23 protein-coding genes and 1 riboswitch are annotated in these 23,720 nt (G+C 39.9%); of the genes, 7 read left to right on the forward strand and 16 right to left on the reverse strand.

Annotated features, from left to right (window positions below; genetic code table 11):
• Positions 1-154: 154 nt before the first annotated feature.
• Positions 155-1,741 carry a Na+/H+ antiporter NhaC family protein gene (locus PMAL9190_RS03740; RefSeq protein WP_087844210.1) on the reverse strand — a complete coding sequence of 529 codons (1,587 nt, stop codon included), beginning with the start codon at positions 1,739-1,741 and terminating at the stop codon, positions 155-157.
• A 100-nt stretch (positions 1,742-1,841) separates the two neighbouring features.
• Positions 1,842-2,019, reverse strand: a riboswitch (Lysine riboswitch).
• Positions 2,020-2,396: 377 nt separating this feature from the next.
• On the opposite strand from PMAL9190_RS03740, the gene PMAL9190_RS03745 reads away from it, so the two are divergent.
• Positions 2,397-2,792, forward strand: coding sequence for an H-NS family histone-like protein (locus PMAL9190_RS03745; protein WP_087843978.1), 396 nt, complete (start codon positions 2,397-2,399; stop codon positions 2,790-2,792).
• A 211-nt stretch (positions 2,793-3,003) separates the two neighbouring features.
• On the opposite strand, the gene PMAL9190_RS03750 is transcribed toward PMAL9190_RS03745, so the two are convergent.
• Together PMAL9190_RS03750 and PMAL9190_RS03755 are read right to left on the reverse strand one after the other, a co-directional pair.
• A complete protein-coding gene (locus PMAL9190_RS03750; protein ID WP_087843979.1) occupies positions 3,004-3,975 on the reverse strand; it encodes a lytic murein transglycosylase in 972 nt (323 codons plus the stop codon).
• A gap of 15 nt (positions 3,976-3,990) precedes the next feature.
• Positions 3,991-4,263, reverse strand: coding sequence for a YcgL domain-containing protein (locus tag PMAL9190_RS03755; RefSeq protein ID WP_087843980.1), 273 nt, complete (start codon positions 4,261-4,263; stop codon positions 3,991-3,993).
• Positions 4,264-4,485: 222 nt separating this feature from the next.
• Here PMAL9190_RS03755 and minC point away from each other — a divergent pair, with 222 nt between their 5' ends.
• From minC to minE, 3 genes are read left to right on the forward strand one after another with little or no spacing between them, the layout of a single operon-like run.
• Complete coding sequence (gene minC, locus PMAL9190_RS03760; RefSeq protein WP_065166345.1) at positions 4,486-5,187, forward strand: septum site-determining protein MinC; 702 nt, start codon at positions 4,486-4,488, stop codon at positions 5,185-5,187.
• 25 nt (positions 5,188-5,212) lie between these two features.
• The gene (gene minD / locus PMAL9190_RS03765) at positions 5,213-6,025 is read left to right on the forward strand and encodes a septum site-determining protein MinD (protein WP_060996955.1); all 813 of its coding nucleotides are present in this window, start codon (positions 5,213-5,215) and stop codon (positions 6,023-6,025) included.
• A 6-nt stretch (positions 6,026-6,031) separates the two neighbouring features.
• Complete coding sequence (gene minE, locus PMAL9190_RS03770) at positions 6,032-6,295, forward strand: cell division topological specificity factor MinE (protein WP_036795468.1); 264 nt, start codon at positions 6,032-6,034, stop codon at positions 6,293-6,295.
• Positions 6,296-6,355: 60 nt separating this feature from the next.
• Here the strand turns inward: minE and rnd are convergent, their stop codons facing one another.
• The 7 genes from rnd to yoaA form a co-directional block, all read right to left on the reverse strand.
• On the reverse strand, positions 6,356-7,480 hold the full coding sequence (gene rnd, locus PMAL9190_RS03775; RefSeq protein WP_087843981.1) for a ribonuclease D: 1,125 nt from the start codon (positions 7,478-7,480) through the stop codon (positions 6,356-6,358).
• 154 nt (positions 7,481-7,634) lie between these two features.
• Positions 7,635-9,326 (reverse strand): long-chain-fatty-acid--CoA ligase FadD, encoded by a 1,692-nt coding sequence (fadD, locus tag PMAL9190_RS03780; protein ID WP_087843982.1) that lies wholly within the window; start codon positions 9,324-9,326, stop codon positions 7,635-7,637.
• Between the two features lie 172 nt (positions 9,327-9,498).
• Positions 9,499-10,377, reverse strand: a complete 879-nt coding sequence (locus PMAL9190_RS03785; RefSeq protein ID WP_087843983.1) for an alpha/beta hydrolase — start codon at positions 10,375-10,377, stop codon at positions 9,499-9,501.
• 5 nt (positions 10,378-10,382) lie between these two features.
• Entirely contained in the window at positions 10,383-10,952 is a 570-nt protein-coding gene (locus PMAL9190_RS03790; protein WP_087843984.1) for a Slp family lipoprotein, read from the reverse strand.
• 114 nt (positions 10,953-11,066) lie between these two features.
• Positions 11,067-11,360 carry a hypothetical protein gene (locus tag PMAL9190_RS03795; protein WP_087843985.1) on the reverse strand — a complete coding sequence of 98 codons (294 nt, stop codon included), beginning with the start codon at positions 11,358-11,360 and terminating at the stop codon, positions 11,067-11,069.
• Between the two features lie 80 nt (positions 11,361-11,440).
• Complete coding sequence (gene tsaB / locus PMAL9190_RS03800) at positions 11,441-12,142, reverse strand: tRNA (adenosine(37)-N6)-threonylcarbamoyltransferase complex dimerization subunit type 1 TsaB (protein ID WP_087843986.1); 702 nt, start codon at positions 12,140-12,142, stop codon at positions 11,441-11,443.
• 15 nt (positions 12,143-12,157) lie between these two features.
• Positions 12,158-14,101: a DNA repair helicase YoaA gene (gene yoaA, locus PMAL9190_RS03805; RefSeq protein ID WP_087843987.1), complete on the reverse strand. Its 1,944-nt coding sequence runs from the start codon at positions 14,099-14,101 to the stop codon at positions 12,158-12,160.
• Positions 14,102-14,307: 206 nt separating this feature from the next.
• Here yoaA and purU point away from each other — a divergent pair, with 206 nt between their 5' ends.
• Positions 14,308-15,141, forward strand: a complete 834-nt coding sequence (purU, locus tag PMAL9190_RS03810) for a formyltetrahydrofolate deformylase (RefSeq protein ID WP_087843988.1) — start codon at positions 14,308-14,310, stop codon at positions 15,139-15,141.
• A gap of 69 nt (positions 15,142-15,210) precedes the next feature.
• Here purU and PMAL9190_RS03815 read toward each other — a convergent pair whose 3' ends face one another.
• Positions 15,211-15,795, reverse strand: a complete 585-nt coding sequence (locus tag PMAL9190_RS03815; protein WP_087843989.1) for a VOC family protein — start codon at positions 15,793-15,795, stop codon at positions 15,211-15,213.
• Positions 15,796-16,206: 411 nt separating this feature from the next.
• On the opposite strand from PMAL9190_RS03815, the gene argS reads away from it, so the two are divergent.
• Positions 16,207-17,937 (forward strand): arginine--tRNA ligase, encoded by a 1,731-nt coding sequence (argS, locus tag PMAL9190_RS03820; RefSeq protein ID WP_087843990.1) that lies wholly within the window; start codon positions 16,207-16,209, stop codon positions 17,935-17,937.
• 97 nt (positions 17,938-18,034) lie between these two features.
• On the opposite strand, the gene PMAL9190_RS03825 is transcribed toward argS, so the two are convergent.
• The gene (locus PMAL9190_RS03825) at positions 18,035-18,640 is read right to left on the reverse strand and encodes a DUF924 family protein (RefSeq protein ID WP_087843991.1); all 606 of its coding nucleotides are present in this window, start codon (positions 18,638-18,640) and stop codon (positions 18,035-18,037) included.
• A 170-nt stretch (positions 18,641-18,810) separates the two neighbouring features.
• On the opposite strand from PMAL9190_RS03825, the gene PMAL9190_RS03830 reads away from it, so the two are divergent.
• On the forward strand, positions 18,811-19,245 hold the full coding sequence (locus PMAL9190_RS03830; RefSeq protein WP_087843992.1) for an HIT domain-containing protein: 435 nt from the start codon (positions 18,811-18,813) through the stop codon (positions 19,243-19,245).
• A gap of 106 nt (positions 19,246-19,351) precedes the next feature.
• On the opposite strand, the gene PMAL9190_RS03835 is transcribed toward PMAL9190_RS03830, so the two are convergent.
• From PMAL9190_RS03835 to mepM, 4 genes are all read right to left on the reverse strand, one after another.
• Positions 19,352-19,594, reverse strand: a complete 243-nt coding sequence (locus PMAL9190_RS03835) for a FeoC-like transcriptional regulator (RefSeq protein WP_065166357.1) — start codon at positions 19,592-19,594, stop codon at positions 19,352-19,354.
• On the reverse strand, positions 19,591-21,876 hold the full coding sequence (feoB, locus tag PMAL9190_RS03840) for a Fe(2+) transporter permease subunit FeoB (protein ID WP_087843993.1): 2,286 nt from the start codon (positions 21,874-21,876) through the stop codon (positions 19,591-19,593). Before feoB ends, PMAL9190_RS03835 begins: the two co-directional genes overlap by 4 nt.
• Positions 21,876-22,103 (reverse strand): FeoA family protein, encoded by a 228-nt coding sequence (locus PMAL9190_RS03845; RefSeq protein WP_036795487.1) that lies wholly within the window; start codon positions 22,101-22,103, stop codon positions 21,876-21,878. Before PMAL9190_RS03845 ends, feoB begins: the two co-directional genes overlap by 1 nt.
• Positions 22,104-22,356: 253 nt before the next feature.
• Entirely contained in the window at positions 22,357-23,718 is a 1,362-nt protein-coding gene (gene mepM, locus PMAL9190_RS03850) for a murein DD-endopeptidase MepM (RefSeq protein ID WP_065166358.1), read from the reverse strand.
• Between the last annotated feature and the right edge of the window lie 2 nt (positions 23,719-23,720).

Here is a 23,720-nt window from a genome sequence, read left to right on the forward strand (position 1 = left end):
ATTAAAAAATCGCGCCGATGCTACATAAAATAATCACCAATTAAAAGTGCCGATATCAACAACTGTTATTGTTGTTATAAAAAAAGCCAGCTGAGATCATCAACTGGCTCAATTTACACCCATTGGGTTATTTTAATATCGACAAATTCTATACCTATGCTTTCTTAGGTTGGCGTGACAGCCAAGCTAAGAAAAAACACATCAATGTAAAAGCCGTTACCGCAGCTAAAAATGCCAGAGCTAATGAGTTTGTTATACCTAAAACTAAAAATCCAATCGCAGAAATAAATGCGACAGATAATGCATAAGGCAGTTGCGTAGCGACGTGATCAATATGATGACAACGTGCACCTGTCGATGACAAGATTGTTGTATCAGAGATAGGCGAACAATGATCACCAAATACAGAACCTGCAAGCACACTAGCAAGCATTGGCAGCATTAAACTAATTTCAGTTGCGCCTGCAAGATCACCCGCTATTGGTAACATAATACCAAAGGTGCCCCATGAAGTTCCGGTAGAAAAAGCCATAATGCCTGATAATAGAAATAGAATCATTGGCAATAATGCTGGATTAATATTGCCTTGTACCAAGGTTGATAAATATTGACCTGTTTTCATATCGCCAATCACACTGCCGATACTCCATGCAAATAATAGAATTAAAATCGCACCAAACATCGATTTAGCACCAATCCATAAGGTGTGACCAATATCAGAATAAGCAATACGTTGACGTAAGACAGGAATAATAGCTGCGACTAAACCAAATGCACCGCCTAAACACAGCGCCTCACCAACATTAGTATTTTCAAAAGCACCTAATAGTGCAAACGGTTTCCCTTCTGCTGCGAGTACTTGATAACCGGTAAACACCATAAAAAAGAACGTCGCTATAATAAGGATAATAATAGGCCATACTAAGTCACCCACTCGTCCATGCTGACTTTCTTTAATATCAAGTTCTTCAGTTAGATCTTTCGCTTGCTCATCGACATCCCCACCAGCGTCAGTTCCACACCCACGTTTAGCAGCAAGTTCATGCTTTCGCATCGGTCCAATATCCCATTGGAACCATGCCACGACAAATACCATTGCTAAAGCAAAGATTGCATAAAAGTTCATCGGAGCGAGGGCCATAAAAGCACTCAGTGGCGTATATTCTGTGACCCCATGAGTGACTAAGATCCCGCCAATCAAAGTAATAATATATGCGCCCCAACTTGATGCAGGCATTAATACACACATAGGTGCTGCCGTTGAATCAAGAATATAAGCTAATTTTGAACGTGAAACCTGATATCGATCAGTGACAGGACGCGCAATAGAACCCACAGCAAGGCTATTAAAATAATCGTCAACAAAAATGAATACCCCTAAGAAGGCAGCCAATAACTTTGCTCCACGTTTAGTTTTAATTTTCGTTTGAGCCCACTCGGCAAAAGCGCGAGTACCGCCAGAAAGGGTCAATAATGCAGTGGTCATTCCTAGCAATATTAAAAATAGTACAATACTCATATTCCAAGTATTAATACCACCATCAGCAATGAACAGTCCTTTAACTGATGTTACAAGGTAACTACCTGTATTTGAAAAAGAAAAATCGTTAAGAAATAGTGCTCCAAGTACTACACCTGTCCCCAAAGACAGCAATACTCTACGAGTTAAAATCGCCAAGCCAAGTGCAACTAACGGCGGAATAATGGATGTTAAAGAATGGGAATAATCTATCAAAGTTATGATCTCTACGACAATCAATTTTGGTTAGAAGATCTACTGCTTGATATAGCCACATGGCATATTAATTTGAGTGTTAGAAAAGATGGTTAGCCTTCCCTGCCTCCACAGTAGCGCTCCATAGTTATGTATTTACTATGGCAGTGTTACATTTATTCAATGTAACCCCAGTAAGAATATTTGATAATGAGTTCTTACTTCGGCATTACTCCCTTTCACTAATAGTCATCGGTATCACCCTCTTATTAATTACTGATAAACAATGCGCCTCTACCCTTATCGTTAAGGAACAAATCATTCTACGTAAATAGCGTAATTTTGCAACACTTTGAGTTATGTAATTTAACAATAGCCCGTACAAATAGACCAATTATAACTATAACCAATCAATAACAATGAAGTAGCATAACATTTTAAAGTTAATTATCATTTCTCATATAAAGTGATGTAACAATAACCAAAACTATTTCGCTTGTATTTATACTATTAGCGAAGATAGATTTTATAAATATAGGCATATAACGAATATAAAAGCTTTTTAAATAAAGAAGTGATTAAAATGTTTTACATAGAATGTATAAAAGTATTACTATTGCAAAAAATGTTTTAACGCTGCTATTATTATTTACAGTTAATTAAAAATAACAGGAAATATAAAATGTCTGATGCAATGAAAGCGCTTTTAAATCTACGAAGCTTACGCGCACTTTCTCGCGAATATACACTAGAACAACTTGAAGAAGCGTTAGATAAACTAACTACAGTTGTGACAGAGCGTTCTGAAGCAGAAGCAGAAGAACAAGCAAAAGAAAATGAGCGTAATGAAAAACTAGCTCAATATCGTGAAATGCTTTTGGCTGATGGTATTGACCCTGAAGAATTACTTGCTAGCTTAGCTAAAGCACCAAAAACAAAACGTGCTAGCCGTCCAGCTAAATATAAATTCATTGATGAAAATGGCGATGAAAAAACATGGACAGGCCAAGGTCGTACACCTAGCGCCCTAAAGAAAGCATTAGATAATGGTCAAGCTCTTGAAGAGTTTGAAATCTAATATAAAAGAATAAAGAAGAAGGCCTAATTTATTTAGGCTTTTTTTATTTCTACTGTTACTAATACCATGCCTATCTTAGTTTTAAATATCCCCAATAAGAATAAATCAGCGCTTTTAGTGGTTCTTTAATATAACCAAAAAAAGCCAGACACTTATGTCTGACTTTTTAGTTATTATCTAGATTTATATATTACAGCTAATATTAATTAATCTATTGAATACGATCGGCTAATGCACTTACCGCTAAAGCAAAATAATGTGAGCGATTCCATTTTAGTAATGTTCGATAGTTTTCATATATTAAATATGATTTACCTTCACCACCATCAGGTTGAATTAGCCACGCTTGAATATCAGCTTTAGGTAATGCACCATGACTATTACTCATCACGCCTAATTGCTGCCATCGTGCCAATGTTTTACCTTTTTCGGTTTCGGTACCTTCATAAGTATCAGCTAAAGATGTAGATAACTTAACCGGACGTCCCCAAGTATATTCACTGTTCCAACCTGATAGCTTGAGATAATTAGCAGCAGAAGCAAAAACATCGGCCTTGGTGTTCCAAATATCGGCTTTACCATCACCATTACCATCAACAGCGTAAGTAAGATAAGAGGTCGGCATAAACTGACACTGGCCCATTGCGCCAGCCCAAGAACCTTTCATATCATCGATATCAATATTACCATTTTGTAATATTTCTAATGCAGCCATTACTTGCTTACGAAATAAAGCTTCCCGACGACCATCATAAGCCAATGTCGCTAATGCTTCGACAACATGGTAATTACCTTGAATTTTACCAAAGTTACTTTCAATACCCCATAGAGCAACAATGAAGCGTGGTTGCACGCCATATTGTTTACCAATACGTTCAAGTACAGTTTTATTTTGCTGATAAAGACGGTTGGCCTGTTTTACTTTCCAATCAGGTACTGCACGAGTAATATACTGCTCCAATGACAGTTTTTTCTCTGGTTGATTATTATCTGCTTTCACAGCACGAGCGGTATATTTAATGCCAGCAAATGCTGCATCAATGATCGGCTCTGAAATACCATTCCCACGCGCTTCTACTTTTAATTTATCTACGTAGGCATCGAATCCTTCTTCAGAAGCAAATGCAGAAGAGGACAGTCCCATTCCTATAGCAACAAAAATTGATATCAAACGCTTATGCATAATAGCCTTATTATATTATTTAGCGGCTTTATCAGCCTTATATTGATCTAATAAATTAGTCACTGGTGGCGGTACTTGTAAATAAAAGCCGACAGTCGCTAATGCGTGTTTTACTTTTTCCACATCAGCCAGTGCTAATGTTCTTCCCTCAAGTTTGATCACCATCACAAATTGAGGTTTACCAAATGTAGCCATTAATTCTGCAGGAACATCTGCAAAATCATCTTTTTTATTAATGTACAAATAAGTATTGTCTTTTTTTAAACTTTTGTAGATTGAACACAACATATAATTAGCCTATTTCATTTATGCGCCATACATTTGAGAGCTTGATTACAAGCAATCATTCACTATTGACTCAGTTTTAAGTAAATAGTGTGAGAAGTTTGTCTGAAAAACCAACGTCAACGCAAGGATAGCTTGCCCCTAACGGCGAGTGAATATACCATGCTAGTACCTTTGTGATAATGAACTAAATGGTTAATTTAAAATCTTAGCCATAATAAACCTATGACCAAGATAGCTGAACTAAAAGGGAGCTCGTTCACGCTCTCTGCACTTCATTTAGTTGATAATGACATTAGTAAAGTAACTAATCAGCTAAAAGATAAAGTTGAACTTGCACCAAATTTTTTTGCTTCGGCGCCTGTTGTTATTGATATATCACAAGTTGATACTGATATTAACTTTGAAGAGCTTAAAGCGGGTATAATTGATGCAGGAATGATCCCTGTTGGTATTGGTGGCTGCAAAAATAAAACTCAGCAAACACAAGCAAAAAATGCCGGTTTTGCTATTATGAACGCAGCAAGACCTGTTAAAGATGAGTCATCTGAATGTTTAGCTGAAACATTAGACGCGCCAGTAAGTACCGATAAAGAGCCTACATTAATTATTCGTACGCCGGTTCGCTCCGGACAACAAATTTATGCTCGTAATCGTGATCTCGTTATTCTCAGTAATGTCAGTGCTGGTGCAGAAATTCTTTCTGATGGTTGTATCCATATTTATGGCACGCTACGTGGCCGCGCTATTGCGGGTGCAAGCGGTGAACAAAGTGCGACAATTTTCTGTCAAAACTTACAATCTGAACTAATTTCTGTTGCAGGAAACTACTGGCTGAGTGATAACATTCAGGAAGAGTTTTGGGGCAAAGGTGTTGTCATATCTCTTGAAGACAATAATCTCAGTATAGAACACCTCGCTTTATAAAAAGTTTTAAGAAGGAATAGAGTAAATGGCACGAATTATCGTTGTTACCTCAGGTAAAGGTGGCGTTGGTAAAACAACCTCTAGTGCTGCTCTTGCATCTGGCCTAGCACTGAGCGGTAAAAAAACTGCAGTCATCGATTTTGATATCGGCCTGCGTAACCTCGATCTCATTATGGGTTGTGAACGCCGTGTCGTTTATGACTTTGTTAATGTTATTAATGGCGAAGCAAATCTAAGTCAGGCGCTAATCAAAGATAAGCGTGTTGATAACTTATTTGTACTTCCAGCATCTCAAACGCGCGATAAAGATGCATTGTCTCGCAATGGTGTCGAGAAAGTATTTAAAGAACTCGCGAAAATGGGTTTTGATTTTATTATCTGTGACTCACCAGCGGGCATTGAAACTGGTGCTCTAATGGCACTGTATTTTGCAGATGAAGCGATTGTAACCACGAACCCTGAAGTTTCTTCAGTTCGTGACTCCGACCGTATTCTAGGTATTCTAGATTCAAAGTCTCGCCGTGCAGAAAAAGGTCGTGAGCCCGTTAAACAACATCTTTTACTTACACGTTACAACCCAACTCGCGTTAATCAAGGTGAAATGCTAAGCGTACAAGATGTTGAAGAGATCCTTCATATTCCACTACTTGGTGTTATTCCTGAAAGCCAAGCTGTACTGAATGCCTCTAACAAAGGTGAACCTGTTATCTTTGATAAAGGTTCTGATGCAGGACTAGCCTATGAAGACACTGTTGCGCGTCTACTTGGTGAAGAACGTCCTTTCCGCTTCTTAGAAGAAGAAAAGAAAGGCTTCCTAAAACGTCTATTTGGAGGCTAATTGACTATGGCACTGCTTGAGTTTTTTCGCCCGCGTAGAGCGAAAACTGCAAATGTAGCAAAAGAACGGTTACAAATTATTGTTGCTGAAAGACGTAGCGCAGGACAAGCGTCTCCAGCCTACTTACCACAACTAAAGCGCGATATTTTAGCGGTTATTAGTAAATATGTTCAAATTAACCCTGAACATGTTTCGGTAAACCTAGACCATAACGGTGATGAGTTATCGGTACTAGAACTTAACGTCACTTTACCTGACGAAGAAAAGTAAAAAATCCCCGCTAAGTCGCACTTAGCGGGGATTTTTATTATCCACACATAACGCTAGCAGCTACTTTTCATCCAAAATAGCAAGTACGCGTACTTCAAATAAAGGTTGACGCCAATTCTTAAGCATTTCAGGTCGCTTTTCATCAGCTCGCTGATGTTTCCATGCCCATGATAACAACTGATGGATCTGTTTTTTAGATGCTAAAAATTCAGGAGCCAAACCGGTTGCTAATTCGACATCACTAACGACATCCTTTAGGCGTTTTACCATCTGCTTATAGCCAGGGAAATCAACCAAACGCTCAACTTTTGACGGGTATTCTGTACTATCAAGCGTCTCACTATCATGTACCATTTTTAATAAACGGTTACCATGACGCTGAATCTCCATTGGTTCAAAGCCTTCTTTTTCAAGCGTTGAACGTGACTTAATTTCTAACCGCGCCAATTTCCACAAATGTAATTCTTTAACAATAAAGTTAAGTGCGATGTCTCGCTTTCTTGCTTCACGTACTCGCCAAGCCGCTGCTTGTTGCAATATTGCGAGTTGTTTAGGTGTTAGTTGCCATGCGTTTTTAATATCTAGGTAGGCTTTATTTGGATCAAGCACTTTAGTGCGACGTAACATGATCGCATTACATTCTTGTTGTAACGCTTCCATGTAACCTGCGGCTTCCACTTTTGCTAACAATGTTTCATATAACGGCTTAAGGTAATGTACATCAGCTGCTGCATAATCAAGTTGTTTATCCGTTAACGGACGAGCAAGCCAATTAGTACGTGCTTCACCTTTATCAAGTTCAACACCAACATATTCTTGCACTAACGCGCCAAAACCAGTTGAAATGCCATGACCAAGAAAGGCGGCCATAATTTGAGTATCAAGCATAGGAACAGGTAAACAACCAGCATGATGCTGGAAAACCTCAAGATCTTCACCACATGCATGTAGAACTTTAATCACGCTTTGATCACGTAATAAATCCCATAACGGCGTCATATCTTCAACGTCAAGCGGATCAACCAATGATAGATGTTGGCCATCAAACATTTGGATCAGCCCTAAGCGAGGGTAAAGCGTTCGCGTACGTACAAATTCAGTATCAAGCATAACTGCAGTATGTTGACGCGCTGACTCACACCGTAGGCGAAGCTGTTCAGTTGTAGTAACAATCTCGAAATTCACAATCTACCTTTTTGATGACAGAACGACCCCGAATGAGAGCCAATTAAATATTTTATAAAACAATGCCGGCATAAAAACCGGCATTAGATACGTGCTAGCACAATCAATTGAGATTATTTTATCAAAACAGCATCAGTTAATGTCAGTGATGATGTTATTTTTCAGATTGCTGTGCTTTTTGGTCAGATTGTTCACGTAACACACGACGCAAAATTTTACCCACATTGGTCTTAGGTAGTTCATCCATAAACTCAACCACCTTAGGAATTTTATACCCCGTTAGGTGCTGTCGACAATGCGTGATTAATTCATCGCGCGTTAAACTATCATCTCGTTTAACCACACAAAGTTTGACCACTTCACCAGACACTTCATGTGCTTGACCAATCGCAGCAACTTCTAGCACTTTATCGTGCAATGCTACCACATCTTCAATTTCATTAGGGTAAACGTTAAATCCAGACACCAAAATCATATCTTTTTTACGATCAACGATATGCAAGAAACCTTCGTCATCAAATTTAACGATATCGCCCGTAGATAACCAACCATCTTCTGTTAACACTTCTTTGGTTGCTTCTGGATGCTGCCAATAGCCTTTCATTACCTGAGGGCCACGTACTTGCAATTCACCAATTTGGTCAATACCAACTACGTTACCTTCATCATCAACCATACGAACTTCGGTCGATGGCACAGGCAAACCAATAGAACCATTATAGTAAGTTAAATTATAAGGGTAAGCAGCGACTAGTGGTGAACACTCGGTTAAACCATAACCTTCAAGTAAGTAATTACCGGTGATTTTTTGCCACTTTTCGGCAACAGCGCGTTGAACAGCCATGCCACCACCCACAGAAAGATGAAGCTTACTAAAATCTAAGCTCTCAAAATCAGGATGATTTACTAACGCATTAAATAAGGTATTAACACCAGTAATGGCTGAGAACGGATAGCGTTGTAATTCTTTAATAAAAGTTGGAATATCACGTGGGTTAGTGATCAATAGGTTTTGGCCACCCATTTCCAATAATAATAAACAGTTAACAGTTAACGCAAACACATGGTACAACGGCAGCGCGGTCACGATTAATTCACGTCCTTCCGTTAATACCGGTCCATAAGCGCCTTTGGCCTGCATCACGTTAGACACCATATTATGGTGAGTCAAAATAGCACCTTTCGCAACACCCGTAGTACCACCGGTATATTGTAAAAATGCCATATCATCGCCGGTAATAAATGGCTTAACATATTGCATTCGACGCCCTTTTCGCAACGCGATACGCATCGATGTGGCATGTGGTAAATGGTATGACGGCACCATCTTTTTAATGTACTTCACCACAAAGTTAACCAATGTTCCCTTTGGTCGTGATAACTGGTCACCAAGGCTGGTTAAAATAACATGTTTCACACAGGTATTTTTAACCACGGCTTCTAATGTATGGGCGAAATTAGATACGATTACAATAGCTTTAGCACCAGAATCATTGAGCTGATGCTCTAATTCTCGTGGTGTATAAAGTGGATTAACATTAACCACCACACAACCCGCACGCAAAATACCAAACAATGCAATTGGATATTGCAGTAAGTTAGGCATCATAACTGCAACACGATCACCTTTTTGAAGTTTCAGCTCATTTTGTAAGTATGCTGCAAATGCACGGCTACGCTCTTCCAACTTGCGGAAGGTCATTACCTGTCCCATGTTGATAAAAGCTGTCTGATCTGCGTATTTACGTACAGATTGTTCAAACATGTCGACCAAAGATGAATATTCATCTGAGTTAATTTCTGCCGGTACATCGTCCGGATAGCGGCTAAGCCAAACCTTATCCACGTGCACTCTCCTTATAATTAGACTGCGGTGTGCGTTTATAAACTAACAAAACTGCAATTGATATAAACAACGTAAAAATTTGCTTTATCATTACAGCATATTTAACTTTTAATTAGTATTTAGTCATCGCGTCATAGTTTCAAATTTTGACACTTAACAAAAAACACTATTATTAATCGAATTCGGTGGGGATAAATGTTCGAATATGGTGATAAACAGCGTTCGAACTTTGTAAATGACAATGATGTCCCCCTGACACCATCACTTGAGTAAAGTCTTGTATACCCCACTCACTGACATCACTTTTATAAACAGACGCATAACCACTCTCACCTATAATCGATAATACTGGTGCGTTAATACTGCTTAATAACGCTTGCGCATGTTGTTGCGCCATACGATATAACGAATCACAACGCAGACGAGGATCATGACGCCAATACCAGCGCCCGTCACGCTCAACTGTTGCTCTTTTTACCACCGCTTCCAATAAAGATAATGGCAACTGGTTTGCACTCGCTCGTAAGCGTAGCGCTTCAGTAAAAGAGGCCATTGACCGTTGTTTTAAACGCTGCTGCCGGTGGCGGTAACGCTGACGACTAACAATTCCAATACGTAATCGCTCAACAACCATGTCAGGGCTTTCTGTTATCGGTGATAACCCTTCAATTAATACAATTTTATCAACATTTTCAGGAAATACTGCCGCATAGCAACCAGCAACAATAGCCCCTAGCGAATGACCAATAATATGCACTTTCTCATGCTTTAACTGTGTAATGACTTGGTGTAAATCGTCAATATAATCAACAAAGTGATAATAGTTATCACTGCTTTTATGATCAGACTTACCGTGTCCTGGCCAATCAAATGCAATCACATTATAGTGTTGTGTTAATAACGGCCATAAGGATGCAAAAGTCGCGGCATTATCTTGCCAACCATGAAGTAACACCAATAACGGTTTTGATGTCACTGTGGTGGTATTTATATCAATGTTGCTACAACCAGCAAGATTATATTCAGCTAAAGTCAGCGTAATTTCTTTCATTATAATTAAGGTACTACTCGCTCAACAATACGGCCATTAATACCAAAATTAGGCATCATTAAGTCATTATTCCACGGGTCACAATTAAATGAATAACATGGCTGACGCGTCCATAATGGATCATCTAGTTGTATCTGTTGCTGTACTCGCCATAGCTGTTGACCAAAGACTTGTATCACAGGGAAAGTATATGGGTATTTACCTATCTTTCCTTGCTCATCACCCGTAAATTTTCCAACCACAGTCAATAAACGTCCTTTCGCATATTCAAGCGGTTCTAAAAAACCATTAATATACGCAATAAAACGTCCTTGAGATTGTGCATTCAATATTGGACGACCATCCGCGGTTAAGGGCATAGCAACCATTTCAATCCGCGTTTGCTGCTGTTCATTACGAATAGAAGCAATAACCCCACCCAATCGAACCTCTTTGTTTTGGCTCGCTTGTGGATGCTGTTGAATAACGGTTAAATCTGTAATTGGGTCTTTTGATTTCGTTACTAACGTTGCAGGTAAGCTGGCGCAGCCTACCATAAACACCAATATCACCCCAAGAAATAGCTTACCAAACATCTAAAACCTCGACATATTTGTTTAATAACTCACCAAAAAATACCCTCTACTGATACTTTATTGACTCAGTTTTATTAACAATAGCGTTCTTAGCGACATTATCATTAAAATATATTAAACCAAAATATCAACACCAAACTGCTCTGAGAGTGCTTGTTGTTGCTGATAATATAGAACGTCTAAATAGTAATTTATGACCGATTGATGCGTTACGGGTGGATCATCATAGTGAATAACAGTAGTCGGTGTTATTAATAACCTTGATGCTGTTTGATTATGTAGTGTCGTTTCGATGGGCGTTGATGTCGTTTGAGAACAAGCGGAAGTAACGATTGCAGTTGAAGATGCAACTTTAACACGTGGGGCGATAGGCGTTGCTACTGGTAGTATTGAAGATAAACTCATCATCACCATTACACCTAATTAAAGATATAAAGAGTGGCGCTATTATACGCGGCACTCTTTTATATTAATTTATATTGTTAGATTTACTCACGACCTGGTAATTTTTTCCAAGTCACAGTATCACGTAAGTAAACAGGACTCGCCGCTTCTGCAGCAACCATTTCACCACGAGCAAAAGCGTATTTAGCTAAATGCACCATATCTTGTGAATCAGGATATAACACAGTGCCAACTTGAGCGGTTAAAGGCAGTTGACTTAACAATTCAGGGTAAGCTTCCCACCCCGTACCTGCTGTTAACCATAAATTAGCATCAGCCTGTACATTTGCTAATAACACATCAGGGGCAATCACTTGCTCATTACCCATTAATAGCCAATCACCATCGGTTTGACGTTGGTACTGCCCCCAATAAAGCTCGCCCATACGCGCATCAATCGCCGTCAGCACATGCTGTGCTTGATGTAAACGGAATGAACCTTGTGCCATCGCCGCTAACGTAGAAACACCAATCATGGGTAAGTTAGCACCAAAGGCTAAGCCTTGTGCAATACCAATACCAATTCGCACCCCCGTAAAGCTACCAGGACCACGTCCATAAGCAAGGGCATCAAGCTGCTTTAATTTAATACCTGCTTCAGCCATTACAGCGTCAATCATTGGTAAAATTTTTGTGGTGTGCTCACGAGGTGCATATTCACAGCGAGAAATAACATCATCGCCGATCATCAACGCGACAGAACAGTTTTCAGTTGCAGTATCTACTGCCAGAATTTTGGTGCTCATTCAAGCCTCTGAATGTTAGATATCGTCACTTACAGATACTTGAGTATCGGTTAAGCTCGACAAAAATTCGCTAACCCCAGCAACACTACGCGTGCGCGGAATTGGCGGTAAACTTCTTAAAAATACTGCGCCATAAGCTCGAGTAACTATACGATTATCGCAAATTACTAATACCCCTTTATCTTTAGTATCACGAATCAATCGACCCACACCTTGTTTTAAGGTGATCACTGCATCTGGTACTTGTACCTCTGCAAAAGGATCGCCTCCTCGCAAGCGACAATCTTCAATTCGTGCTTTTAATAATGGATCATCTGGCGCCGTAAACGGTAATTTATCTATGATAACACAGCTAAGGGCTTGGCCTCTAACATCAATCCCTTCCCAAAAAGCCCCTGTTGCGACTAATAACGCGTTACCACGCTCAAGATACTCTGCTAGCAACTTTTGTTTACTGGTTTCGCCTTGTGCTAATACTGGCAGATCAAGTCGAGCTCGAAAGCCTTCAGCAAGATCGCGTACCATCTGATGTGAAGTGCAAAGGAAGAAACACCGCCCCTCATTGGCTGCAATTATTGGTGCTAGCATTTCAACCAGTTTATCAGCTAAACCATAACTATTTGGCTCGGGCAAATGCCGCGGTACACACAATAGAGCTTGAGTCGCATAATCAAATGGACTTTCTAACGAAAACTGTTGCTTTGGTTGCAGCCCTAAACGGTGGCTAAAATGGCTAAAATCATCATCAACGGCCAGCGTTGCCGAGGTAAAAATCCAGGCCCCTTTTTGCTCAGCCATGCGTTCACTGAATTTATCCGCCACCGAAAGCGGAGTAATATTCAAACTAAATTGACGCGGTGTACATTCATACCAATACGAATAACCAATAATACTGGTATCAACCACCCGTTTTAAACGTGCTTTCAACAACGTTGCCCGCTCAAAGGCAGTATCTAATAACTGACTACGGCCTAAAGCTAATTTAAGCACGTCATAAATTAAATCAAGCGCATCATTGAGACGCACTAATTCACGTTGCACAGCCGGTGTTTGTGATGCTTCTCGCCAGTTACCACGAAACCCTGGATCACCTAAAATAATCCGCATTTCAAACGCTGCTTGCTGTAACCTTGCAGCAGCTTTTTGCAGTTGGCGCATGTCTTTAGCTTCAGTGCGATAACCAATCTCAATATCTTTTGCCAACTCTATTAATTGGCGACTAGATAAATTTTGGCCAAAATATTGGCTAGCAATATCAGGCATTTGATGGGCTTCATCAAAAATAAATACCTCAGCTTCAGGGATTAATTCACCAAAGCCATTGTCTTTCATTGCTAAGTCAGCCAGAAATAAGTGGTGATTAACCACGACCACATCCGCTTCCATCGCTTTACGACGCGCTTTAACCACAAAACAATCATCAAAAGACGGGCATTCGCGGCCCAGACAATTGTCATTGCTTGAGGTGATCATCGGGATCACAGGGCTATCTTCAGCGATATCGTCACACTCACCGAGATCACCGGTTTTAGATGCTGATGACCACTGACGGGTCTTAATTAACAAACTTAGCATCACCGGATCCGAATGCTCACCATGGCTTTCGGTTATTTGACGACTAAGGCGATCAATACATAAATAGTTTGAACGGCCTTTTAATAACGCCACTCGCCCAGTAAACCCCAAAGCACTCGCCATTAAAGGTAAATCACGATGAAACAATTGTTCTTGAAGGTTTTTTGAACCAGTACTAATAATGGTTTTCTTACCGCTGACTAATGCCGGTACCAGATAGGCAAATGTTTTCCCTGTACCGGTACCTGCTTCAACCACTAACTGTGATTGCTGCTTGATAGTATCAGCGACAGCTTTGGCCATATCAATTTGAGATTGTCGAGCTTGAAATCCGGGAATGGCCTTATCTAACGCACCACCAGCGGCAAAAAACTTAGCTATCATTCACTTCGCACTATTGGTTATTTATACAGTATCAATGGCTCTATTATGCCTATTTTATTAGCTCACCACCAGTTATCTAAAATGCTATTTCGCACTAATGTAACAGCGCATTCAATAAACTATTTGACCCCAACATAGAATACGCGTAATAGTGATAAATTATGATTTTTAAGCGCTACACTGCGTTGCCGTCATCAGGAACACATATGGAAAAGAAAACATTATTAACGGAATGCCCTGATAATATGGGCCTTATCGCCAAAATTACCAATATCTGTCATAAACATCAGCTCAACATTATTAATAATAAAGAATACGTTGATAACGCTAAAAACCAATTTTTTATGCGTACTGATCTTGAAGGCTATTTCAATGATGAGACCTTATTGGCCGATCTCGATCGTGCTTTACCAGCCGGAAGCAAACGCCGCTTAGTTAACTCTGAGCGTAAAAAAATTGTCATTATGGTGACTAAAGAAGCCCATTGCTTAGGGGACATTTTGGTAAAAACCTTTGATGGTTCGTTAGATATTGAGATTGCGGCAGTGGTTGGTAACTACGATAAGCTACAAGATTTAACTGAAAAATTTAATGTTCCATTTCACCATGTCTGTCATGAGGGGCTCACACGTGAGCAACATGAAACTCAATTACTGACAGCCATACAGCAATACTCACCTAATTATGTCGTGCTCGCAAAATATATGCGTATTCTTACGCCAAATTTTGTGGCCCAATTCCCACACAAGATCATTAATATTCATCACAGCTTTCTTCCTGCATTTATTGGCGCGAAACCTTATCAACAAGCCTTTGAACGTGGCGTGAAAATTATTGGTGCTACCGCCCACTTTGTCACCAATGATCTCGATGAAGGGCCTATCATTACTCAAAATGTGATTCCTGTTGATCACACATTTAGTGCTGAAGAAATGGCAAAATCTGGACGTGATGTTGAAAAATCAGTACTCAGTAAAGCATTGGGTTTAGTGGTTGATGATCGCGTCTTTGTACACGGCAATCGCACTGTGATTCTTTAAATACACAAGCAAGTAAACAATGCCACCGTTTTAAGGACTGCGGCATTGTTTAATTTGGCAACAACGAGATTACTGCTGCTCACTTGCAATCACTGCAGCTAAAGAATGTGAATGTAATTTAATGCAGATATTATCTTTTTTAAAAGCATAAGTCGGATTTGGTAAACGTTCATGCTCACCTGCAGGAGAACTGGCTTTAACCTTAATGCCTTTACTCGCTAACTGCTGCCAATCTAAACTTGGGTAAATGGTATTGATACTCTGTTGTAATTGTTCTACCGACATCGCGTTACCCGGAATAACAAACTCCACATGCTCCCACCCTTGCTGGGGGTAAGTTTTGTCACTTGGATAAGGTAGTTCTAACGCTTCAATAGTCCAATCTTCGACTTGAAGTGGCTTATCGAAACCAATCACCACAATCGGACGCCCATTAATGATCGTCTTTGACCATTCAGTACCATAAGCTAGCCACGCTTGATGCAGTTCTAGAGCAATATCCTGCGAGTTAACTCTTAATGCGATATGATCTGCTGTACATGTTGAAAGCGAAATTCCAATCTCATTAGCTAAATCAATAATGCGATTCATAAACACAGGTAAATCAGCTAACATTTGCTCCGGATGCAAGCCTAATTGTTTCAATTTTTGCATTTTATCTCTCCAACCACGTAACATTTAACAAACAAGCGCATAATTACTCAGACTTTTCGCATTACCAATAACTAAACTAGCACGAGGTAGCCCTTATCAGTGCTGAATTTGGGCTTTATTTTAGTCTATTTGAAAAACTTTAAAAAAAAATGCTTACAATCTCTTTTTCCAGTTGCCAAAGTACCTAACTATGTGGGTATTATTAGGGTAACGCACGCTGCTTATTCAAGATATTGGTGTTTAAACTAAATTAACACTACCATCAAAAAATACTCACGTAGCTTTGGCCGCTTTTGAGTTAACCAAAAAACACTTTAGCTCCGTGAGTATTTTTGGCGGCATATCTTGCCATACGCAGACGTTTTTGCCACATACATATGATTGGCGTTACAAACGATTAAGGAACAGCGAGTGAATATTCAAGCACTTATTAATGATAAAGTATCACAAGCATTAGAAGCTGCAGGCGCACCTGCCGGTAGTCCAGCAGCAGTTCGTCAGTCAGCAAAAGCACAATTTGGTGATTACCAAGCAAACGGTGTTATGGGCGTTGCTAAAAAATTGGGTATGAACCCACGTGAATTCGCTCAAAAAGTTATCGATTGTCTACAACTAGACGGTATTGCAGAGAAAGTTGAAATTGCAGGACCTGGTTTTATCAATATCTTCCTTGATAAAGCATGGCTAGCTGCTCGCGGTGAAGAAGCACTAGCAAGCGAACGTCTAGCAGTTGCTACTGATGAAGCACAAACGATTGTTGTTGACTATTCAGCACCTAACGTAGCAAAAGAAATGCACGTTGGTCACTTACGTTCAACAATCATTGGTGATGCCGTTGTACGTACCCTAGAGTTTTTAGGTCACAATGTTATTCGTGCTAACCACCTTGGCGACTGGGGTACCCAATTTGGTATGCTTATCGCTAACATGGAACGTAAAGAAAAAGAAGGTAGCGATGTTTCAATGAACATCAGCGATCTTGAAGGCTTCTACCGTGAATCAAAAGTACTTTATGATGAAGATGAAGAGTTCGGTGTAACTGCACGTAACTACGTTGTACGTCTACAAAGTGGCGATGAGTACTGCCTTGAGAAATGGCGTCAACTTGTCGCAATCACACTTAAGCAAAACCAACGCAACTACGATCGTCTAAGCGTATCATTAACTGATGATAACGTAATGGGTGAGTCAATGTATAACGACATGCTTGCTCCTGTTGTTGCAGATCTAAAACAAAAAGGTCTAGCAGTAGAGAGCGATGGCGCAACGGTTGTTTTCCTTGACGAATACAAGAATAAAGATGGCGAGCCAATGGGTGTTATCATCCAAAAACGTGACGGTGGCTACCTATACACTACTACTGATATTGCTTGTGCTAAATACCGTTACGAGCAACTTCATGCCGATCGTGTACTTTACTTTATTGACTCACGTCAGCACCAACACCTAATGATGGCTTGGTCTATCGTTCGTAAAGCAGGTTATGTTCCAGAGGAAGTATCGCTAGAGCACCACGCATTTGGTATGATGCTTGGTAAAGATGGTCGTCCATTTAAGACCCGTGCTGGCGGTACAGTACGTCTTGCTGATCTTCTAGATGAAGCAGAAGAGCGTGCAAACAAGCTAATCGAAGAAAAGAACCCAGAACTAAGTGCTGAAGAAAAAGCAAAAATTGCGACAACTGTTGCAATGGCTGCAGTTAAGTACTCTGATCTTTCTAAGCACCGTACCACAGACTACATCTTCGACTGGGATAACATGCTTGCATTTGAAGGTAACACTGCACCATACATGCAGTATGCTTACACTCGTGTAGCATCTATCTTCAAGCGTGCAAATGTTGAACTAAAAGATCTAACATGCCCTATCGTTATCAATGACGAGAAAGAGCAAGCATTATTGTCTAAGTTACTTCAATTTGAAGAAGCAGTTCAGTCTGTAGCACGTGAAGGTCAACCACACCTAATGTGTACTTACCTGTTTGAACTTGCAGGTCTGTTCTCTAGCTTCTACGAAGCATGTCCAATTCTTAACGCTGAAGAAACCGTTAAGCAAAGCCGCTTAAAGTTAGCACTACTAACAGCTAACACAATTAAGAAAGGCTTGGATCTACTTGGTATCGAAACACTAGAGCGTATGTAATTAGCGGATAGTGTGATAGCTGTTTATAGTAATAGATAGCTGAATAATAAAAAGCCTTCATTCGTGAAGGCTTTTTTAATGGCACTAACATCACTGATTATTGACCAAAACGTAAACCACCATCATGTAGCCAAGTTAACTCTTTCTTGGTTGATAGCCGTCCTTTGACTGCATTTCGATGAGGAAAACGTCCAAATTCTTTAATCACTTCAAAATGGCTATTCGCAAAGTCATAAAAACTATCAAACACCGCAATGTTCTCAAGTTGGACATTTTTACGTAATAAATCAAATCGAAATACACTTTCTTCTTGATCTTCTAAATCTTCTGAGTGCTCTAAGGGCAAATAAAAGAATACCCGTTCAATGGCTGCAAGTTCGGTGTCTTGATTAAGGGCTAAACCACGCTTACAAATAGCAAGTGCTAGCAAATCATACCTAAAGGCAGCATTAAGTCCGCGATAAATATTACGTGGAAATTGATCCAATAGAATAATTAACGCCAGACGTCCCTGCGCAGTATCACTCCAATGATTAAGCTCCCCATTGCCCGCCATACTTACCCAATGTTGAAACTTAGACGTGATTTCAACATCAACCTCAGCTCCCCCTAAAAACCATAGTGCATTTTTATTTTCACGGGTCACTTCGCCATTTAGCTCACCAAACCAGTAATCAAGAATAAATTGATACTCAGTTACCATTTAAGCCCCCCATTAATACACTTTAACTACGTTTTTATAGGATAATAATCACCCATTAAGCGATGATTATGCATACCTTCAAGGATAATACCAATTGCGCTGAATTAAGCTTACTATAATAAATATTGCTCAAGCTTGTGAGCTAGAATGTACTGTTAAGGAATAATTACATGAGTTTCACTCTTCATCCTCGATTAATGGCAGATACAACGGTACTTGGTGATTTACCTTTATCTCGCGTATTACTAGTAAAAGAAGCCCTTGGTCCATGGCTTATCTTAGTTCCTCGTTATGATGCGCTGCGTGAAATCCATCATTTATCAGAGCAAGATCAGCAACAACTTATGCGTGAATCATCAGCAGTGGCGGCTTTGTTAGAGCAAGATTATCAAGCTGAAAAAATTAATATTGGTGCACTGGGTAATCTTGTACCTCAGCTTCATATTCATCATATCGCCCGTTTTAGTAATGATGTCGCATGGCCCGGACCTGTTTGGGGTAATACCCAAGGTATTCAACGTAGTGAAGAAGTACAGCAAGCGCTTGCTGAAGAATTACGTCAAGAACTGAGTAATATCGCAGGTTTTAGCCCCCTCAACGTTTAATCACACTATTAAATTAGCGTAACTGTCACGGTTACGCTGATGATTATTGCTGTAAATATAGCGCTAAAAAAAGCAGCCCGTAGGCTGCTTATTGAAAACACACTATTTAACGCATAACCGTGACTGATAACTCATTCGCGGCTAAGCATCGATACCACACATCTTTAGCTGTCTGACAACATTGGGTACTATCACAGCCTACTAACTCTTTGCCAATAGCGCCTTTTTTGACCCACACCGCCAGCATGGCATCGACACCATCTTCTGACATACCAAAATGGATAGCAAGCTGGTTACGACTCACTCGACCATGATCTGCAATATACTGTTTTAATTGTTGTAAAATCATTCAAGCAATAATCCTTCTAGATGCGACTGCTTTTTACCTTGGCGTTTCATCAACCAGTATATGCCGACATTAATCACAACGAAGAATGCTATCCAGAACGAGCTACTGGCTGGATGTAAAGCAAAGTCTGCAATCTGATAGAACAACGATGCAAATGTATAAGCTAATAACATTGTCCAACCAGCAATAAAGCCAGCAAATTTCTTACCAAACTCACGCACATATGCACCCATTGCTGCCGCACATGGCGTATAAAGTAAAATAAAGATCAAATATGACATTGCTGCAGCACCGCTGACAAAGCGTGACTGAATATTACCGAAAACAGATTGATCAACACCTTGCTCTTCCGCAACCGCAGTTTTATTTTCAAGATCGCCAACTTCAATACCTAAAGGATCACTGAAGCTTAACGCTGCTAAGTTATCGCCAATAGAAGCAACAGCTTCTTTTAAGCTACTAACAAGATCATATTCTTCGTTATCACCATCAAGAGTGGGTGCGTACAAACTATTTAACGTACCAACAACCGCTTCTTTAGCAAAGATACCAGTAATAATACCCACTGTTGCAGGCCAGTTATCAGCCTTAACACCAATCGGCTCTAGAACAGGTGTCACTACTTGTGCTGCATGCGACAACACAGATTTTGACGTATCTTCATTACCAAATGAACCATCAGTACCAAGAGAGTTGAAGAAACTTAAAATCGTTACCACAACGACAATCGTTTTACCGGCACCAAACACAAAACGCTTCAACTTCTGCCATGTTTTAATGATCACGTTACGTATTGTTGGTAACTCATAATTTGGCATTTCCATGATAAAACTATCACTTGCACCAGGGTAAAGCGTGTTACGCAGAATAAGGCCTGTCATTACTGCGGCAACAATACCTAAAATATACAGAGTGAAAACAACATTCTGACCATTATCAGGAAAGAAAGCGGCTGCAAATAATGCATACACCGGTAAACGAGCACCACATGACATAAACGGTGCCATTGCCGCTGCAAGTTTACGCTCACGCTCTTGTTCTAACGTACGTGTTGCCATGATGGCGGGCACATTACAGCCAAAACCAAGCACCAGTGGAACAAATGCTTTACCCGGTAAACCTACTTTTTGCATCACTTTATCAAGTACAAAAGCGGCACGTGCCATATAACCAGAGCTTTCCAGCACAGCAAGGAACAGATATAAACAGGCAATCACAGGAATAAAGGTCGCAACGGTTTGAATACCACCACCAATACCATTAGCAATAATTGTCACTAACCAAACCGGTAAATGGTTATCTAGTAGATAATGACCGCCATCAACCAATACTGCACCGAAACTAATATCAAAAAAGTCGATAAATGCACTACCAATGTTTATGGCAAACATAAACATTACGTACATTACTAAGAAGAAAAATGGGATACCAATAGCACGGTGTAATAATATGCGGTCAATCTTATCAGTTAGGCTATGGCTTAGACGGCCTTCCTGACGACGTACTTTCTGACATAATTGATGTAAAAACGTATAACGTACATCAGCTACTTGAATATCAGCATCAACTGATTCAAGCATTTGGCTACGAATAGCACATGCTTGTTGTTTATGTTCTTCTGATAACGTGTGGATCACTAAAGTGTCATTTTCTAACACACGAATCGATTGTGCACGCGCATTTAACTTTTCATTTTGAATAAATAATGGCTTTAACTGTTCAACAGCCGCTTCAAAATCATGACCATAATCTAGTGAAAAATCCGAAACAACAATGCCTTGAATCAGCATTTTATGTAGCTTTGATTTAAACTCGCCAATGCGTTCCATATTATTGGCAGACAATGCAACAACTGGACAACCCAAGGCTTTTTCTAATGCTTTAAGATCTAGCACTTGTTGCTGGCGTTTCAATACATCCATCTTATTAAGTACAACCACCATCGGTCGACCTAATTCACGCAGTTGTAACGTCATATATAAACTGCGTTCAAGTGATGATGCATCAACAACGTTGATAATAACGTCAGCAGGCGTTGTTAAAATTGCGCGTGACGCGATAGCTTCATCAAGGCTGTTAGCATCATTCGCACTATCAAGGTTATAAATACCAGGTAGATCTGTCAGAGAAAAATCATCGCCATTATGCTGATACCGACCCGTCTTCTTTTCAACCGTCACACCAGCCCAGTTACCGACCTGCTGTTTTGCTCCCGTTAATCCATTAAATAACGTTGTTTTGCCGCTATTTGGATTACCCACGGTAAGGATGTCATATTGCATTACTTAACCTCAACTTCAATGTCTTCAGCAATTTTTTTGCGCAGTGCAATATCAACACCACGAACTCGAACCTGAAGCGGATCGCCCAGAGGAGCTAAACGAACAACTGTAATTTCTGTGTGTGGTAAAAGACCCATCACCATTAATTTTTTTCGCGTTACAGCTGGCAACGCAGACATATTAATCACTGTACCGCTGTGACCACACGACATATCTGACAGTTTCATAACTAAACGTCTACCTTAATAAGAATTATTTTCATTACGATATGGCGAAGTTTACACTTTGATACGAAATTAGTCTTGTCTTAAATCAATTATTCTATGACTGATTTAAAACAATAGTTTTCAATTATTGATTATCAATATTTAATATAAACAACCAATAAAATGACATTGTTTCTTTTTTTGTCGCTCTTTTTTAAACACAAAAAAAAGCGTACTTTTCAGTACGCTTTAAGAACAAATAGTTATGTTTAGTTTAACTCGACATCTGCGCGGTTAATTGTTTTTTGTATGCTTTAACATTACGCATAAATTGCGTTCGAGTGCTGCCTCTTAACGGCTCAGCTTGTGGCAAGGGTACTTTCATTGCATTAACCGGTCGCCCGTTCTTTATTAGCTCAAAATGTAAATGAGGGCCTGTTGAACGTCCCGTATTACCACTTTTTGCAATACGTTGCCCCATTTTGACTCTATCGCCTACTTTGACTTGGCGTTTGCTCAGATGTAAATAACGCGTCATGTATTCGCGACCATGTTTGATCACAATATAATTACCCGCTAGTGGATGATAACGAGACTTAACCACCACTCCATCACCAGCAGCCAGAATAGTCGTACCAACAGGTACCGCAAAATCAGTACCATTGTGTGGCGAACGACGTTTGGTAATTGGATGCAAACGATTTGGATTAAATGACGAACTGATTCGATATGACTTCAGTGTTGGTATACGTTTAAAGCCGCGGTTTAAACTGCGTCCATCTTGATCATAAAATTGGTCATCTGCGCCACGAGCGATAAAGATAGAATGTCCTCGACGTTGGCTTTTATAGTAAAAGGCATTCATTTTACCTTTGCCAACCGCTTTACCATCAATAAATTCACGATCTAACACCATCCCAAACGAATCCCCTTTTTGAGCATCACGGCCAAGGTTCATCTTCCATTGCAATGCTTTAACCACATTACCGATTTGCGTTGGTGTTAATCCAGCATCACGTGCTGAATTATAGAAACTACCTGATACTTGCCCTGTAAGTACGACTGGTTTAATAACGCCTTTCTGTATCACTTCTTTATAGCTGTAGCCTTTTTTACCAAGCGTATAAGTATCAGTTACTTTTTTACTGCGAATAATACTCAGTGATGTCAACTTACCATCGGCATCAACTTCCCATTCTAATGTTTGACCAACCCGTAACTGTTGTACTGATTTATTAGCATCAATTAAACGGTACATATCTGAAATTGGTAAGCCATATTGAGAAAATATCACCCCGAGAGTTTCACCAGATGTGACACGATGCTTAGATTCAGTTTCAGCATGGGCCTGTACTAATTGCCGTTCAATTTCATCTTTTGGTGCTTGAAATTCAGGATCATTTTGATCTAAAGACACACCCATAGGTTCACTATCAGGCTCTGAAACCTCTGAAGGCGTGATATTAATCGGCACTGCAATCGGCGCAGGTTTTTTAAAGGAGGGAATATGTATTGTATGTTTCGATGGCTGCCATGCAATAGCAGCCATCATTAAAACTGTGGTTGAGAATAACGCTATTTTATGTTGCAGCGGTAACATCTTCAATGATGTCACCGCAGCGATATAATATTTCATGA

This window comes from Photobacterium malacitanum (assembly GCF_900185615.1).
Taxonomy (GTDB): domain Bacteria; phylum Pseudomonadota; class Gammaproteobacteria; order Enterobacterales; family Vibrionaceae; genus Photobacterium; species Photobacterium malacitanum.

Excerpts from the sequence above, each read along its gene's own strand:
- PMAL9190_RS03745 (WP_087843978.1), top strand. The coding sequence starts at position 2,397 with ATGTCTGATGCAATGAAAGCGCTTTTAAATCTACGAAGCTTACGCGCA.
- PMAL9190_RS03750 (WP_087843979.1), bottom strand. The coding sequence starts at position 3,975 with ATGCATAAGCGTTTGATATCAATTTTTGTTGCTATAGGAATGGGACTG.
- PMAL9190_RS03755 (WP_087843980.1), bottom strand. The coding sequence starts at position 4,263 with ATGTTGTGTTCAATCTACAAAAGTTTAAAAAAAGACAATACTTATTTG.
- minC (WP_065166345.1), top strand. The coding sequence starts at position 4,486 with ATGACCAAGATAGCTGAACTAAAAGGGAGCTCGTTCACGCTCTCTGCA.
- minD (WP_060996955.1), top strand. The coding sequence starts at position 5,213 with ATGGCACGAATTATCGTTGTTACCTCAGGTAAAGGTGGCGTTGGTAAA.
- minE (WP_036795468.1), top strand. The coding sequence starts at position 6,032 with ATGGCACTGCTTGAGTTTTTTCGCCCGCGTAGAGCGAAAACTGCAAAT.
- PMAL9190_RS03785 (WP_087843983.1), bottom strand. The coding sequence starts at position 10,377 with ATGAAAGAAATTACGCTGACTTTAGCTGAATATAATCTTGCTGGTTGT.
- PMAL9190_RS03790 (WP_087843984.1), bottom strand. The coding sequence starts at position 10,952 with ATGTTTGGTAAGCTATTTCTTGGGGTGATATTGGTGTTTATGGTAGGC.
- PMAL9190_RS03795 (WP_087843985.1), bottom strand. The coding sequence starts at position 11,360 with ATGATGAGTTTATCTTCAATACTACCAGTAGCAACGCCTATCGCCCCA.
- tsaB (WP_087843986.1), bottom strand. The coding sequence starts at position 12,142 with ATGAGCACCAAAATTCTGGCAGTAGATACTGCAACTGAAAACTGTTCT.
- yoaA (WP_087843987.1), bottom strand. The coding sequence starts at position 14,101 with ATGATAGCTAAGTTTTTTGCCGCTGGTGGTGCGTTAGATAAGGCCATT.
- purU (WP_087843988.1), top strand. The coding sequence starts at position 14,308 with ATGGAAAAGAAAACATTATTAACGGAATGCCCTGATAATATGGGCCTT.
- PMAL9190_RS03815 (WP_087843989.1), bottom strand. The coding sequence starts at position 15,795 with ATGCAAAAATTGAAACAATTAGGCTTGCATCCGGAGCAAATGTTAGCT.
- PMAL9190_RS03825 (WP_087843991.1), bottom strand. The coding sequence starts at position 18,640 with ATGGTAACTGAGTATCAATTTATTCTTGATTACTGGTTTGGTGAGCTA.
- PMAL9190_RS03830 (WP_087843992.1), top strand. The coding sequence starts at position 18,811 with ATGAGTTTCACTCTTCATCCTCGATTAATGGCAGATACAACGGTACTT.
- PMAL9190_RS03835 (WP_065166357.1), bottom strand. The coding sequence starts at position 19,594 with ATGATTTTACAACAATTAAAACAGTATATTGCAGATCATGGTCGAGTG.
- feoB (WP_087843993.1), bottom strand. The coding sequence starts at position 21,876 with ATGCAATATGACATCCTTACCGTGGGTAATCCAAATAGCGGCAAAACA.
- PMAL9190_RS03845 (WP_036795487.1), bottom strand. The coding sequence starts at position 22,103 with ATGAAACTGTCAGATATGTCGTGTGGTCACAGCGGTACAGTGATTAAT.
- mepM (WP_065166358.1), bottom strand. The coding sequence starts at position 23,718 with ATGAAATATTATATCGCTGCGGTGACATCATTGAAGATGTTACCGCTG.